This is a genomic window from Peptostreptococcus sp. D1 (genome assembly GCF_900112955.1).
Classification (GTDB): domain Bacteria; phylum Bacillota; class Clostridia; order Peptostreptococcales; family Peptostreptococcaceae; genus Peptostreptococcus.
In genome coordinates this window covers 1-15,554 of sequence record NZ_FONP01000019.1, presented here as the reverse complement: position 1 = coordinate 15,554, position 15,554 = coordinate 1, and the positions used below count along the sequence as shown (strand labels likewise).

The window sequence follows — 15,554 nt, the reverse complement described above, 5'->3', positions numbered from 1 at the left end:
TTTATATATATTTTATATATATTTTATATATTTTTTATAATTTCTAAACATCAAAATTTTCTTATATTTTATTTATATTTTTTACTTATCTATTAATCAATTATTGCTTGTTTGTAATTGAATTTTATTTCTTATTCAAGTTCAATGTTATAGCAAAATTATTATACAATCAATACTAATAATTATATATATTCTAAATATTTTTTATAATTTTTAAAAATTTGTGGTAAAATTAAATATAGTTATATAAATATTCACATATAAAATGGAGGGGTTTTAAATGAATAATAGTATATCGAAATCATTAAAAAAAAATTTATATATATCTAATTTAAATAAGGATATTTTTATTTATGAAGATATATTTTTTGATAAAAAGAACAAATTACTTCTTTTATTGGAAGAAATACTTGACACCTGTGAAAATTATTCTTTTGGAATTTTTAATGACCTGAGGAAAAAATTAATTGAATTTATAGATGAGCTTAACACTTATGATAATTTACTCCGTAATTCAATTGATGAAATTTATAAATTAAACAATTCTAATACATCAACAATTGAATTTATAACCCATAGCCTTCAAAATCACAAATCTTGGAAAGATAATATCGAAAAGTTCATATTTATTATTGATAATGATATTTCTAATATTAAAAATCGTATTCCAAGTACAAACTCTATTTATAGAATGAAATATCATTCTAATGGAATAAACAACGATTTTCCTTATATTTATTGTTACAAAACTTATATAATTAATAATAATCTATCAGTAACTTTATTACCTAAAAATAGTGTTAATTTTGAAATAAAGCTAGATTTATTTGATATTTTAATACTCCGCACTATTTTCGTCTTTTATATTAATGGTATTTTTAGACTAAGCTACATAGTTATTAATAAATATATAGCTTCAAACAACAAAAAAATTGTTACTGATAATCAAATATCTCTTTTAAAGAAAACAATTAAAAAATTAGAAAATATAGATATTCTTGTTTCGGATAATATTTCTAATAAAACACATAAGGAAAGATTGATTTATATGTTGGAAATAGATAATGAAAGTTTTTTAATTTTAAAAAAAAGTTATATATATGATTTTCTAAAAGAAAATAATTTATATATAAAACTTGACAATAATATATCTATGTGTCCTATTTCTATAACAAAAAATAATATTATTCTAAGAGAATACTTAATTAATAAAATAATAATTAACAACAAAATTAAAATATATTTCGAAGAAATATACATACACCTAGGAATAACCTCCATTCAACAAAAAAAGAAAAATAGGGAAATAATTATTAGAATTCTAGATTATTGGAAAAAATTTGGATATATTGATGACTACAGTATTAATTTTAACTACGATAACTATCCATATATAAAAATAAAAAAAATATGATATACTCCCTCCTATGGTAGTTATATTAACATAGGAGGGACTTATTTATATCTACATATTTTTACATACTCTCACTAAACAATGAATTTATACTCTATTTTTCCTATGTATGAACAACTATTTAGTAAATAATATGCTTTCTTCTGTTTCAATATCAAAGAAATGTACTCTATTCATATCTAGTGCCAAGCGTAATTCATCTCCTGGCGAAACGTCATTTCTGCCATCAAATTTGGCTATCAGCTCATTACCTGCAAAATCTAAGTATGCAAATATTTCAGATCCCATTAGCTCTCTGATTACTACCCTTGCATCGAATACGCTTTCTGGTGACATATCTAAAAATACTTTTTCTTTATGTATATCTTCTGGTCTTACTCCAAGAGTTACCTTTTTCCCTATATAGCCCTTTTCTTTTAAGTATGCTGCCTTTCCCCCCGGAACTAAAAACTCAACATCCTTGCCGTTTACTTTGGCAACAGCTTGTCCATTTTTCACCATCAGCTCTACCTCGATAAAATTCATCTGTGGACTTCCTATAAATCCTGCAACGAATTTATTTGCTGGATTATCATATAGAACCTTTGGTTGATTTATCTGTTGCACAATTCCGTCTTTCATTACAACTATTCTATCACCCATTGTCATAGCTTCAACCTGATCGTGCGTTACATAGATAAATGTCGCTCCCAAATCCTTATGAAGCTTTGATATCTGGGCTCTCATTTCAGTTCTAAGCTTGGCATCTAGGTTTGAAAGTGGTTCGTCCATCAAAAATACCTTTGGATTTCTCACTATAGATCTTCCTAGTGCAACTCTCTGTCTCTGCCCACCTGAAAGAGCCTTTGGTTTTCTGTCCAATAAGCTTTCTAGCTGTAGTATTTTGGCAGCCTCTTGTACCTTCTTATCTATTTCAGCCTTATCCATTTTTCTCAATTTTAGTGCAAAAAACATATTGTCATACACTGTCATATGAGGATATAATGCATAGTTTTGGAAAACCATAGCTATATCTCTATCCTTTGGTTCAACATCGTTTACTATCTGTCCGTCGATACTAAGCTCTCCACTTGTTATACTTTCCAACCCCGCAATCATTCTTAGTGTTGTAGATTTACCACAGCCTGACGGACCTACCAAAACTATAAATTCTTTGTCCTCAATATCTATATTTACATTTTTTACGGCATTAAAGCCGTTGTCATATGATTTACATATATCCTTCAATTGTACCTTTGCCATATTTCGCACCTCGCTTATTTATCCAACATACTAATAACCTCTAAACTCAGCTCTGAAGTACTTTTTAAAGTCAAATCAGCCTCGACTCCAATACCCACACTTCTCATATTGCAAGCTCTCATTGCTTTAACACCAGACTCTGCATCTTCTATTCCGACTGTATTTTCTATTTTCAGCCCAATACCTCTAGTCGCTTCAATAAAAATATCTGGAGCAGGCTTGCCATTTACAACCTTCGAAGGATCGGCAATAAAATCAATTTTTTCAATCAATTCTAACCTTTTCAGTATGGTCGGCGCATTTTTAGATACTGAAGCTAATCCTATTTTAATATTATTTGTTCTAAGTTCGTCGATAAACTCCTCAATTCCTGGCAAGATATCATCCTTACTCAGATCTTCCAAAAGAAGCTTATACTCTTCGTTTTTTTTGTCTGCAAGAGAATCCATATCTGAATCAGAGTAATTTTGTCTAACCCCACCATATTCAAGTATTTTCACTAATGAATCTAATCTTGGTATGCCTTTTAATGTTTCATTGAATTTTTCATCAATTTCAATTCCCAGCTCTGATGCCAGATTCTTCCACGCAATATAGTGAAATTTCGCCGTATTGGTTATTACTCCATCTAAATCAAAAATTACTCCTCTAATCATTTTTTCTCTCCATAACTAACATATATTATTCTTAATAGTTTTTCAATACTATCGCTTCAAAAGGCTTTAATTTTATTTTATTATCTTCTTTTTCAAATTCTTTGTAGTTAGATAGTAGCACGCTGTATTCATCAAGCCTATACTCTCCAGCCAATTCAAAATCTACATCATCCTCATAAAAATTAGCCACTACGAGAATAGATTTATCATCAAGTCTTCTCTCATACGCAAATACAGATTTATTCTCTCTATCCACTAACCTAAAATCTGCCAAGGTAACCATGTCATCTTCATGCCTTATTTTTATCAGCTCCTTGTAATGATAAAACACTGAGTTCTCATCATTTAATGCAGAAGCCACGTTTATTTCCTTGTAGCTTGGATTCAATTTCAACCAAGGCTTTCCAGTCGTAAATCCAGCATTATCATCAGAGCTCCACTGCATTGGAGTTCTTGCATTATCTCTACCAATTCTGTAAACAGCTTCCATGAACTTGTCTTTTTCCACCATTTTTCTATCCAGCACAAGATCTTTATATGCATTTCTTATCTCAACATCATCGTATTCCTCTATTTCGAACTTGGCGTTAATCATACCTATTTCTTCACCCTGATATATATATGGTGTTCCCTGCATCATATGAAGTATAGTTGCAAAAAGCTTCGCACTTTCTACTCTATATTTATCATCATTTCCCCATCTGGATACTATTCTAGGCTGGTCATGGTTTTCAAAATATAGACTGTTCCAGCCTTTACGATGCAGACCATTTTGCCATGTGTTAAAATTGTCCTTTAATTCTATCAAATCGAGATCCTTTACTTCCCACTTTCCTAGATGGCTATTTGGAACCAAATCCAAGCTCATATGATCGAAAGTAAAAATCATATTTAATTCATTTCTGTCTTTTCCACAGAACAGCAATGCATTTTCAGGAGTAGATCCAGGTGCTTCACCAACGGTCATACAATCATATTTTGACAGGATTTCTCTATTCATTTCCTGAAGATATTCATGAAGTCTAGGTCCATTTGTATGAAAATCTCCAATTGGGTATTTGCCATGTTTTTCATCATAATCAGGAAAATCCGTATGCTTGGATATAGAGCTGATGACGTCCAATCTCCATCCATCTACACCCTTATCCATCCAGAATTTCATCAAATCCCAAACCTCTTGTCTAACCTTTGGATTCTCCCAGTTTAAATCGGGCTGTTTCTTCGTAAAAAGGTGTAAATAATACTGCTCAGTATTTTCATCATACTCCCACGCTGAGCCGCTGAAAAAAGACCCCCAATTGTTGGGCTCATCTCTCCAAAAATAATAATCTCTATATGGGTTATCCTTCGATTTTCTACTTTCAACAAACCAATCATGCTCATCACTACTGTGATTTGCAACCAAATCCATCACGATTTTTATGTCTCTATTGTGAGCCTCTTCTATTAACTCATACATATCTTCATTAGTACCAAAAGCACTCCAAATTTTTCTATAATCACTTATGTCATATCCATTATCGTCCTGTGGTGATTCAAACACTGGGCTTAACCATATAACATCAATTCCCAAAGCCTTTAGATAATCAAGCTTTTCAGTTACACCTTTTATATCACCAATTCCATCTCCATCTGTATCCTTAAAGCTTCTTGGATACACTTGGTAAACTACCGATTTTTTCCACCACTCCATTATTAAATTACCTTTCTACTTTCAAATTTATACTTATTGCTTCCTTTAAATCATGTGCCTTACCATACACTTTTATTGTAATAGGATCACCTGATTTTAATCTTAGTATAATTTCATTTTTTGTAGTTTCTAAGTTTATCAATCTTCCTCTATAATTGATATTGAAGCTGTATCCATCCCAGTCCTTTGGAACAAGAGGATTAAATGACAGCTCTTCATCGTATGTCCTCATTCCAGCAAAGCCTTGAACAATAGATAACCAGCTACCAGACATACTCGTAATATGTAATCCATCCTCAGTATCGTTATTGTAGTTATCTAGGTCTAGCCTTGAAGTTCTCTCATACATTCCCACAGCCTTATCCACCAAGCCTATTTCACAAGCCAGGATAGAGTGAATACATGCTGATAAGCTTGATTCGTGAACAGTCATAGGCTCATAGAACTCATAGTTTTTCTTTTTCTGCTCAATTGTATATTTATCGTTGAATAAATATATACCTTGTAATACATCAGCCTGTTTAATAAAACAAGATCTCAATATCTTGTCCCAAGACCAATTTTGATTTAGAGGAAGATTTGAAGGATCTAGCTCTTCAACCTTTTTTAAATCCTTATCTAAAAATGTATCATGCTGAACAAATACGTCTAACTCCTCGTCATATGGTAGATACATTTTATCAATAATATCCTGCCATCTATTGACTTCATCAAGGGTAACCTTCAGATTTTCAAGCTTCTCAGCCATCTGATGACTGCTTATTTTTTTCATCATCGAAATCGTATATTCTAAAGTCCACTTTGCAATCGTGTTAGTATACCAATTGTTATTTATGTTATTTTCATATTCATTTGGACCCGTAACACCGTGCATCATGTACAAATCTTTTCTCTTGTTGTAATGAACTCTATCTGCCCAAAATCTACTTATTCCAACTAATACATCTATTCCATATTCATCGATATAGCTGTAGTCACCAGTGTAGTTTACATAGTTGTAAATCGCATATGCTATGGCTCCATTTCTATGGATTTCTTCAAAGGTTATTTCCCATTCATTGTGACACTCAACACCAGTAAATGTAACCATCGGATACAATGCTCCATCTAGACCTTGCTGTCTGGCATTGTGATAAGCCTGGTTCAATTGATTGTATCTGTATATCAACAAATTTTTTGTAACCTCTTGAGGTGCAATCGATAAATACATTGGAACGATATACGCTTCAGTATCCCAATATGTCGCACCACCATACTTCTCGCCTGTAAACCCTTTCGGTCCAACATTCAATCTAAAATCTTTTCCATAGTATGTCGAAAACAGTTGGAAAATATTATATCTGATTCCCTGCTGTAGCTTTGTGTTATTCTTTATAACGACATCAGACATATTCCATCTTTCTTCCCACTTTTTAGCATTATTCTCTAGAAGCTTATCAAACCCTTTTTCGGCTGATTCTACAGATATTTTCTTGGCGTTCTCAACCAAATCACATTCCTCGTAATCTCTTGAAGTCGTTACAGAAACAATCTTTTCAAGAGAAACACTAGAGCCTTCCTTTAGATGACCTGAGTATTTAATACCTATTCTAAAATCATCCTTTGACTCTGAGCTTTTTTCAAAGGAAGTGTTGATAGTCATATAGTTGCACACTGTAAATCTGTCTACCTTGAAGTCATTCTCAGCAGTCCTTGAAATCACATAGCCTTGATTGTCGTCAACATTTCTATCAATCACATTCCAAAACTTCTCATCATAATTGGAATCTTCATTGTATACGTCTGCATCAATATATGGTTCAAACTCAACTGTAACATCTCCGTTCAGTGACTTAATATCGTATTTGATAGCACAAACTTCTTTTGTTTCAATACTTACAAACCTCTTTACATCTATCTGCAGTCTATTTCCTTCTCTATTGATTACAAAGCTTCTTACGAGAACTCCTTTTTTCATATCCAACTCTCTGTAAAAAGACTCTATAGACTCTTCATGTAAATCTAAATTTTTTCCATTTATCTTCACGTTTATCCCGATAAAATTTGGTGAATTTATCATTTTTCCGAAATATTCGGGATATCCGTTTTTCCACCATCCTACTCTTGTTTTGTCTGGAAACCAAACTCCACCGATATAAGTACCTATATGAGAATCCCCAGAGTATTTTTCTTCAAAGTTTCCTCTCATACCCATATACTCATTACCGATTGACATAATGCTTTCAGATAGTCTTAAATTTTCTATATCCAAACCTTCTTCTATTATCTTAAATTCATCATATTTGAATTTCATAACGCCTCCTACCTCAGTGTAGATATTTTTCTATACTTTTAATAATCACTTCTATCTCTACGTTTTCTGAAAACAAAGGCAAAGACTTTTTGAAATTACAAAGCAATTATTTCACTGAGCCTGCAGTTATTCCCTTTATAATGTGCTTCTGAGCTACAAAGTAGAATATTATTACAGGAATAATAGCTATTGTAAGACCTGCCAACGCCAAATGCCATTGCTTTGTATACTCACCAAAGAAGAAGAACATCTTTAATGGTATTGTTTCCATACCTGGTTGATTTATTACCAATGATGGAAGCAAATAGTCATTCCATATCCAAATGGTATTTAGTATGGCTACAGTAACAGTTATAGGCTTTAATATCGGGAATATGATATACCAAAATACTTGGAATCTATTACACCCATCTATTATCGCCGCTTCATCAAGGGATTTTGGAAGAGTGTTTATTGTTCCATGATATAGGAAAATCGACAAGCTCGATCCAAAGCCTAGATACAGGAACACTATACCAGGTCTGTTAAGCATTCCTAGCTTTCCAAAAAAAGAAACCAACGGAATCATTACTGCCTGGAACGGAATTAGCATCGCCGCAACGAAAACAAAAAATATAACTGTACTAACCTTTGATTTCACCCTAGACAATGCATATGCTGCCATAGAAGAAAATATTATTATAATAACAACACTGACAACAGTTATTAGTAATGAATTTACAAAGGTCTGTCCAAAATTAAGATTTTTTGCTGCCTGTGCATAGTTTTCAACATTAAGACCTTCTGGCGGTATTAGAGGTGACTGAAATATTTCTTTCTTCGTCTTTAATGAGTTTGCAATCATCATATAAAATGGTGCAAGCCATATCAAGCCAAGAATAGCCCCAACTAAACCTAATAATACTTTTTTACCTTTAGTGCTATTCATTACATTTCAACCTCCCTCTTTTTATTGTAGTAAACCTGTGTTAATGAAATTACTGCTACAATTACGAAGAAAACAACAGCCTTACTTTGTGCGTATGCCATCTTATTTTCCAAGAATGCGGTATTATATATGTTCATCGCAACCATCTGAGTTGAATTAAACGGAGCTCCACCTGTCAAAGATAAATTTTGGTCATACAGCTTAAATGAGTTTGAAAGCGTTAAAAACATACTTACTGTAAATGCTGGCGCAACTAGAGGAAATATTATATGTCTGAATCTCTGAACAATGTTTGCTCCATCTATTTGAGCAGCTTCTATCAAATCCTCTGGAATACTTTCAAGATGCGCTATATAAATAATCATTATATAACCTGACATCTGCCAAGCAGTCAAAATAACCAATCCCCAGAATCCAGTTCTAGTAGTTGATAACCAACCCCTAAGAGCCTCAACTCCAATTGCGGATCCAAGTGCATCGAAACCAGAAATAAATATAAATTGCCAAATAAATCCAAGGATTAATCCACCAATTAGATTTGGCATAAAAAATATTGTTCTAAGAAGATTGCTTCCCTTAAGTTTTTGAGTAACCAATAAGGCAAGCCCCAATCCCAATACATTAATCAATATAATCGATACTACTGCGAACTTTGTAGTGAATATCAATGCATTTCTAAAGCCTTCATCACCCATTAATTTAATATAGTTTTCTATTCCATTGAATTACTCTGGATTTATACCATCCCATGTTGTGAATGAATAATAAATACCATAGAATAGCGGTATTATTACAACCATGAATAGAGCGACAACAACCGGAGCAATGAATAACCAAAAGAATAGCCCTTTTTGCTTTAACTTTTTACTCATAACTTCCTCCTCAATTGAGACATCGGCCTCAACAAAAGTACAAAAGGTGCTGTCCTGTTGAAAATCAACTCAGACAGCACCTTATTAATCAAATTTTATTTTATTTTACTATTTTCTTTCCTGAGCCCATACATCCTTTGAATGTTTAATTATATCTTCAAAGCTAGATTCTCCAGTTACATATTTCTGAATGTCTGTTCCAAGAGTTTTCTGACCCCAGCTTGATGGATAACCCATGAATACCCAGTTTATAGTCTTTCCATCATTTGCATAAGAATAAACATCCTTTGATAGTGGATCTGATATCTTAGAAACATCGTATCCATTGTATGCAGGTATAAACTTGAATTCCTTTATAACATATTCTTTACCTTTTTCAGATGTATACATCCAATTTAAGAAATCTTTTGCAGCCTTCTTTGTAGCGTCGTCCTTGCTGTTATTTACAGCCCAGTACATTGGAACACCAACTGCCAATTTACCCTCAGCTACACCTTCCACTGGTATTGGAAGTAAGCCTATATTCTTAGCTAATTCTGGATCAACCTGCTCGATTGAGTTAAATGCCCAGTTACCCTGCTGAATTAACGCAACCTTACCTGTTGAGAACAGCTTTTCTACCTGTTGAGAATAATCCAAGCTTACTGTTGGCTGAACAGAGTACTTATTTTGCATATCTAGTACATCCTTAAACTGCTTTGCATATTTAAATTCTACATTCTTTGCTTCAAATGTCTTTAATATATTTCCATCAAATTCTGGAGAAATAAAGATATTTGACAAGTGAAGCCCTGTTACCCAGTCCTCTTTTGCTGGTAAAGCAAATACTGCATCTAAACCAAGATCTGACTTCTTAGAATCAAGAGTCTTTACTGCTTCCATCAGCTTCGCATAGGTTGTTATTTCTTCTGGTTTTATACCAGCCTTTTCAAATACTGCCTTGTTGTAAATAAATCCATAGCCTTCTTGGTTAAATGGTAATCCATAAACCTTTTTGTCTACAGTCACACCATCAAGTGTTGTTGGAAGAGCTTCCTTTACCAATGGTACTGAACTCAAATCCTCTAGCTTTTTCTGCCAATCCTTAACATCCTGTGGTCCACCTATATTAAATATAGTAGGTTCTTTTCCTGAAGAGAATTTTGACTTAAGAGCAGCACCATAGTCGCCACCACCACCAACAGTTGTTATGTTAATTTTAACATCTGGATGCTCTTTCATATACTCATCAGCCAGCTTAGTGAACTGATCCTTAAATTCCACTTTGAACTGGAATATATCCACTTCAACCTGCTTGCCATTACTGCTAGAGCTATCAGATCCTGACTTACTTCCACAGCCCGCTAACAACGATGATGCTATAACACCACATGCTGCCAAGCTTAAAACCTTTTTAAACTTCATAAAAACACCTCCACATTATTTGCTGTTCATACCAAGAACAATTTATTAATTTATATTACTTATTTTGTAATCGACTATTTGTGTCATTTCGACATCTTTTCCTTCAAGTATATCTATCAAGGTATTGCAACTTTTCTCACCTAGTATTTTTGAATCAACATCTACGTTTATTATTTTAATGTCGGAATTTTGTTTAAAATTTCCTGTTCCAAAGGTTCCAATTGCCTTTATTTTTATCGAATATTCTCCTATTTCATCGGATTTATGATTATTGATATAATCCATAACACCACTGAAAATCAATGCATCTGTTATCACTATTCCATCGATATTAGAATCATTTTTCAATATTTTTTCAATAGATCTATACCCATTCATGCTACTAAATTCGTTTTCCTGAATCAAGTCTTTGTTGAGCTTCATACCATTTTCCTCAATCGTTTTCACATAGCCATTAAATCTGTCTATTGTAACTACGGAATTCCTGTCTCCACCTATAAATGCAATCTTTTTACAGCCAGAATCGATCAGCTTCTTAGTCAATGTCTTGCATGCATCAACGTTATCTGTATCTACGGAATGAATACTGCTATAATCAATAGACTTTCCAATCAATACAAATGGAAAATTACTATCTCTCAGGTACTCAATAGTAGGGTCTTGAACTACTGACCTCATCATGATTACACCGTCAACCTTATTTGCTTTTACCAATCTTTCAACAGAACGAGTTTCGTTGTCACCATTGTATGCGATCAGCACGTCATACCCTCTCAAACTCGCTGTTTTTGATATTATCCTAAGGCTTTCCTGAAAAAAAGGATTCAGAAAAAAATCATCATCAGCTGGCAATACTAAGCCCACATTTTTTGAAATCCTGTTTGCCAAGCTTCTGGCAATGGCACTTGGATAATAATTCAATTCCTTCATCACACTGAAAATTTTTTCCTTGGTTTTATCACTTATATCTGGATAATTTCCAATAGCTCTAGATACGGTAGACTTTGATACTCCGGCTTTGTCAGCTACCATTTTTATTGTAACATTTCTTCCTTCCTTCATAACTCAAATATCCTCCATAAAAAGATTAGCTAATTTCCCAAACTCAACCGGTTTCGAAAAATTCACTCAACCGGTTTCGTTTTGTAGTCTCATAATACCATACTTCCGAAACGGTTGCAAGATAATTTTAAATATTTTTTTTGTTTTTTCTGAAAATATTTTCAAAGCTAGTATTTAAGAGACCTCTAGCATTAAAAAAAGAAATATTAAAAAATTAGACTTTACATTTAATATAATAATATGTTAATATACTTGCCATAATGATAATTATATATCAAGGAGGATTAGACATATGAAAAATTATATTAGTTTCGATATCGGAGGAACAGGTATTAAATACGGAATTCTTGATCAGGACGGAGCAATTCTAAGAAAATTTTCAATTAGCTCAGAAGCAAGAAAGATTGGTGGACCTGGAATAATCAGCAAAATAGTAGAAATCACCAATGCTCTAAAAAAAGAATATACATTGAGTGGAATTGGTATATCCTGTGCTGGTATGATAGATTCAAAAAACGGCAGTGTTTTGTTCGCCGATGAACACCTTATACCAAACTTCACTGGAATGAAGATAAAAGAAAAGGTCGAAGGTGAAACTGGATTACTTTGTGAAATTGAAAATGATGTAAATTGTGCGGGATTGGGAGAGCTTTGGCTTGGTAGTGAATCTGATGTCGAATTAGTTTCAATGCTTACCATTGGAACTGGTATAGGTGCTTGTTTAATAAAAAATGGAAAACTGATAACAGGTAACACGATGTGTGCTGGTGAAATTGGAAAAACTCAGATTCCTGGTGGAAGATTTGAGGATATAGCATCATCATATGCCATGACATCAAAGCTAGAAAGAAAGCTGGGATTGCCTAAGGAATCAATTAATGGAAAAATTGTTTTTGAAGAAATAGAAAAGGGAAACGAAATTTACATAAAAGCAGTAAATGAAATGATTGAAAATTTGGCAATAGGTATCTCAAATCTGTGCTTTACATTCAATCCAGGAATAGTTATCCTTGGAGGTGGTATAATGGCACAGGAGGAATATTTTAGACCAAGATTAGAGGAATCAATAAAAAAATATCTTCCTGAAGCAATATACAATGGAACTCAGCTTAGATTTGCCAAGCTGAAAAATGACGCAGGAATGATTGGAGCATTAAAAAATTTCTTGAATAAAAACGCACAATAATATAATACTAGAAAATACTTAAAAGTAATCTTCTTTACGGAATGATAATATTTTTTGACTAATAAAATTAAGAAGATAAAATTTTTTGTATTATTTATCTTAAAAAAATGGGAGCTTGAAAATGTATCCTATTTTTTTATTTAAAAAATGAATTCATCTGCTAGATATTTTATAAATTTTATGTTAATATAGTAGTGTAGTTTTTGTTCTAGTAGCTCAGCTGGATAGAGCACTGCCCTCCTAAGGCAGGTGTCGGAGGTTCGAATCCTCTCTGGAACGCTGAAAAACGCCAAAGCATACTCAAAAAAGTGTTTTGGCGTTTCGTTATTTTATCATTGTTTTATTGATATTTCGTTGTGGTTTCTCAAGACATCATCAGTGTAAATGCTTTCTAAATACTTTACTTGAAATTCATCAGAAAAATTATCCAGCCACATTTTTAAGGTCGGATTATCTTTTCTAAATCCAGGATTTTTATAAATTTCACCAGAAAAATAATATACACTGGAATCAACCATAAATTCCATCATTTTTTCAATATCTTCTTTTTTAAATTTGTCGATTGACTTTTCACTAGAAAACACCTTACTAGATTGCATTAACACATTTTCTCTGAATTTTTCTCTGGAAAAATTATCAAAATTAACAAGTGTATCGTCCTTATATCTATATTTCTCCATCCATTTGGAAATAGATAGCTTTTCAGTAAAATATCCTATCGTATTGACATTATCTATATTGACGACAGCGTATATATGAGGATATAGTCCAATCGATCCTATGGATATATCATATACTCCGTTATATTGAGAAATATGCTGTAGATGCATATGTCCACTCAAATTTAACCTAACATTATATTTTTTATATAATTCTACTATGCTAGAAGCATTTTTTATCCTATATCCTGATGCAAACATCTTATTGTGGATTAGAATATTCTGATGTGATACAGATATCACTATTTCATTTTTATTGCTTGTATACTTAAGGATTCTTTCTATCCATTTTAAAGTACCCTTTGATACTTCATTGATATTTTTACCAGAATTAGTATCTAAAAGCAATAAATTTACATTTGAGCTTAATTTATATAGATAACTTAACGAGTGATTATCTCTACTCACAATTCTTTTATTTTCACCCATACCAAATGAATTATATATGTTTGAAAAATCATTCGAATCAATGTTCTCCACAGCTTCTATTTCATTACCAAAATATGAATTTGAGCTTTGACTGTCTATATCATGATTACCTGGTATTACGAGTACTTGTATCCCTTTATCTTTCAATATATTTAGCTTTGAGGAAACCTCCTCGTGGCTAACTCTCTCTCCATTAAAGGTTATATCTCCGCTTATTATAAGTATGTCAGGCTTGATTTCTATTACTTCCAATATCAGAGAATCTAATATTTTATCCACATTTTTTACAGGCTTTGCGTCTATAGCTCCAATTTTTTTATTGTACGACTCCCCATAATCTGTTAATTTAGACGATAAATAATGAAGATCGCTTATTTGAACAATCCTTCCTCCTTTTTTTAGTCCACTTATATCTATTGATTTTATTTCTCTATCAACCCTATTATCTCTACTGAGAACAATAAAACCAATCACTATAATCAATAGCAGTATTATAAAAATATACATACTTTATTCCTCCTAAAAAAATAGACTCAAAGCATAAGTGCTTTAAGTCTAAAAGTGCGCCCAGCGGGACTCGAACCCACAACCCCTTGATTCGTAGTCAAGTACTCTATCCAGTTGAGCTATGAGCACTTATAAAAAAATCAATAAATATCCTATTCTAAGTAATAAATATCTTGGTCTATTGATTATGATAACACAAAAAAATAATTTATTCAATTATTAAATTAATAAGAGGCGACATCCAGATTCGAACTGGAGATCAAGGAGTTGCAGTCCACTGCCTTACCACTTGGCTATGTCGCCATAAAAAAATGGATCATCAGGGGCTCGAACCCTGGACACCCTGATTAAGAGTCAGGTGCTCTCCCAGCTGAGCTAATGATCCAAATTGGTAGCGGTAACGGGACTCGAACCTGTGACCTTTCGGGTATGAACCGAACGCTCTAGCCAACTAAGCTATACCGCCAAAATGGTGCCTAGAGGCGGAATCGAACCACCGACACGGGGATTTTCAGTCCCCTGCTCTACCGACTGAGCTATCTAGGCAAGTGTTACTGGCGGAGAGGGTGGGATTCGAACCCACGGTGCCTTTCAGCATCACTGGTTTTCAAGACCAGCTCCTTAAACCACTCGGACACCTCTCCACTGATAATAAACTTTTCAAACAAATAAAAAATGGCTGGGGATGCGGGACTCGAACCCACGAATGCATGAGTCAAAGTCATGTGCCTTACCGACTTGGCTAATCCCCAGCAAAATGAGCGCACAGGGATTCGAACCCCGGACACACGCCTTAGAAGGGCGTTGCTCTATCCAGCTGAGCTATGCACCCATAATATATTTGCTTATATTAAATTAAAATAAACTGGTGCGGATGAAGGGAGTCGAACCCCCACGCCAAAGGCGCTAGATCCTAAGTCTAGTGCGTCTGCCAATTCCGCCACATCCGCATATTTAGTTTATTTCTGGTGGAGGATGGTGGATTCGAACCACCGAAGTCGGTGACAACAGATTTACAGTCTGCCCCCTTTGGCCGCTCGGGAAATCCTCCATGTTGGAGCTGGTGATAGGAATCGAACCTACAACCTGCTGATTACAAGTCAGCTGCTCTACCGTTGAGCCACACCAGCATATCCTATTTTCTTCGTA

At 33.4% G+C, this 15,554-nt stretch carries 12 protein-coding genes and 12 tRNA genes; 3 read left to right on the top strand and 21 right to left on the bottom strand.

Annotated features, from left to right (window positions below; translation table 11 throughout):
- Positions 1-280 precede the first annotated feature (280 nt).
- The gene (locus BM120_RS09950; protein WP_091995621.1) at positions 281-1,414 is read left to right on the top strand and encodes a hypothetical protein; all 1,134 of its coding nucleotides are present in this window, start codon (positions 281-283) and stop codon (positions 1,412-1,414) included.
- 117 nt (positions 1,415-1,531) lie between these two features.
- On the opposite strand, the gene BM120_RS09945 is transcribed toward BM120_RS09950, so the two are convergent.
- From BM120_RS09945 to BM120_RS09910, 9 genes are all read right to left on the bottom strand, one after another.
- Positions 1,532-2,656, bottom strand: a complete 1,125-nt coding sequence (locus tag BM120_RS09945) for an ABC transporter ATP-binding protein (protein WP_091995619.1) — start codon at positions 2,654-2,656, stop codon at positions 1,532-1,534.
- A 14-nt stretch (positions 2,657-2,670) separates the two neighbouring features.
- A complete protein-coding gene (pgmB, locus tag BM120_RS09940; protein WP_091995617.1) occupies positions 2,671-3,312 on the bottom strand; it encodes a beta-phosphoglucomutase in 642 nt (213 codons plus the stop codon).
- A 31-nt stretch (positions 3,313-3,343) separates the two neighbouring features.
- Positions 3,344-5,005 (bottom strand): glycoside hydrolase family 13 protein, encoded by a 1,662-nt coding sequence (locus tag BM120_RS09935; RefSeq protein ID WP_091995615.1) that lies wholly within the window; start codon positions 5,003-5,005, stop codon positions 3,344-3,346.
- 7 nt (positions 5,006-5,012) lie between these two features.
- The gene (locus BM120_RS09930; protein WP_091995614.1) at positions 5,013-7,298 is read right to left on the bottom strand and encodes a glycoside hydrolase family 65 protein; all 2,286 of its coding nucleotides are present in this window, start codon (positions 7,296-7,298) and stop codon (positions 5,013-5,015) included.
- Positions 7,299-7,404: 106 nt separating this feature from the next.
- The gene (locus BM120_RS09925) at positions 7,405-8,226 is read right to left on the bottom strand and encodes a carbohydrate ABC transporter permease (RefSeq protein ID WP_091995612.1); all 822 of its coding nucleotides are present in this window, start codon (positions 8,224-8,226) and stop codon (positions 7,405-7,407) included.
- Positions 8,226-8,921 carry a carbohydrate ABC transporter permease gene (locus BM120_RS09920; protein ID WP_330389466.1) on the bottom strand — a complete coding sequence of 232 codons (696 nt, stop codon included), beginning with the start codon at positions 8,919-8,921 and terminating at the stop codon, positions 8,226-8,228. The genes BM120_RS09925 and BM120_RS09920 overlap by 1 nt, the downstream gene beginning before the upstream one ends.
- 30 nt (positions 8,922-8,951) lie before the next feature.
- Positions 8,952-9,098, bottom strand: a complete 147-nt coding sequence (locus BM120_RS11315; protein ID WP_330389465.1) for a hypothetical protein — start codon at positions 9,096-9,098, stop codon at positions 8,952-8,954.
- Between the two features lie 108 nt (positions 9,099-9,206).
- Positions 9,207-10,502, bottom strand: coding sequence for an ABC transporter substrate-binding protein (locus BM120_RS09915; protein WP_091995610.1), 1,296 nt, complete (start codon positions 10,500-10,502; stop codon positions 9,207-9,209).
- A gap of 45 nt (positions 10,503-10,547) precedes the next feature.
- Positions 10,548-11,564: a LacI family DNA-binding transcriptional regulator gene (locus BM120_RS09910; RefSeq protein ID WP_091995608.1), complete on the bottom strand. Its 1,017-nt coding sequence runs from the start codon at positions 11,562-11,564 to the stop codon at positions 10,548-10,550.
- 292 nt (positions 11,565-11,856) lie between these two features.
- Between BM120_RS09910 and BM120_RS09905 the strand changes: the two genes are divergently transcribed.
- Both BM120_RS09905 and BM120_RS09900 read left to right on the top strand, forming a co-directional pair.
- On the top strand, positions 11,857-12,750 hold the full coding sequence (locus BM120_RS09905) for an ROK family protein (protein WP_091995606.1): 894 nt from the start codon (positions 11,857-11,859) through the stop codon (positions 12,748-12,750).
- 205 nt (positions 12,751-12,955) lie between these two features.
- A tRNA-Arg gene (locus BM120_RS09900) sits at positions 12,956-13,029 on the top strand.
- Positions 13,030-13,082: 53 nt separating this feature from the next.
- Here the strand turns inward: BM120_RS09900 and BM120_RS09895 are convergent.
- The 12 genes from BM120_RS09895 to BM120_RS09840 all read right to left on the bottom strand — a co-directional run bounded on the left by BM120_RS09895 (position 13,083) and on the right by BM120_RS09840 (position 15,535).
- Positions 13,083-14,405 carry a metallophosphoesterase gene (locus BM120_RS09895; protein ID WP_091995604.1) on the bottom strand — a complete coding sequence of 441 codons (1,323 nt, stop codon included), beginning with the start codon at positions 14,403-14,405 and terminating at the stop codon, positions 13,083-13,085.
- 55 nt (positions 14,406-14,460) lie between these two features.
- Positions 14,461-14,534: transfer RNA gene (locus BM120_RS09890), tRNA-Arg, on the bottom strand.
- 103 nt (positions 14,535-14,637) lie between these two features.
- Positions 14,638-14,708, bottom strand: a tRNA-Cys gene (locus tag BM120_RS09885).
- 9 nt (positions 14,709-14,717) lie between these two features.
- Positions 14,718-14,790 (bottom strand) — tRNA-Lys (locus BM120_RS09880).
- Between the two features lie 4 nt (positions 14,791-14,794).
- Positions 14,795-14,871 (bottom strand) — tRNA-Met (locus BM120_RS09875).
- A gap of 4 nt (positions 14,872-14,875) precedes the next feature.
- Positions 14,876-14,951 (bottom strand) — tRNA-Phe (locus BM120_RS09870).
- 9 nt (positions 14,952-14,960) lie between these two features.
- A tRNA-Ser gene (locus tag BM120_RS09865) sits at positions 14,961-15,049 on the bottom strand.
- 32 nt (positions 15,050-15,081) lie between these two features.
- A tRNA-Gln gene (locus tag BM120_RS09860) sits at positions 15,082-15,157 on the bottom strand.
- A gap of 6 nt (positions 15,158-15,163) precedes the next feature.
- Positions 15,164-15,237: transfer RNA gene (locus BM120_RS09855), tRNA-Arg, on the bottom strand.
- A 34-nt stretch (positions 15,238-15,271) separates the two neighbouring features.
- Positions 15,272-15,355 (bottom strand) — tRNA-Leu (locus tag BM120_RS09850).
- Positions 15,356-15,371: 16 nt separating this feature from the next.
- Positions 15,372-15,456: transfer RNA gene (locus BM120_RS09845), tRNA-Tyr, on the bottom strand.
- 4 nt (positions 15,457-15,460) lie between these two features.
- Positions 15,461-15,535, bottom strand: a tRNA-Thr gene (locus BM120_RS09840).
- Positions 15,536-15,554 lie beyond the last annotated feature (19 nt).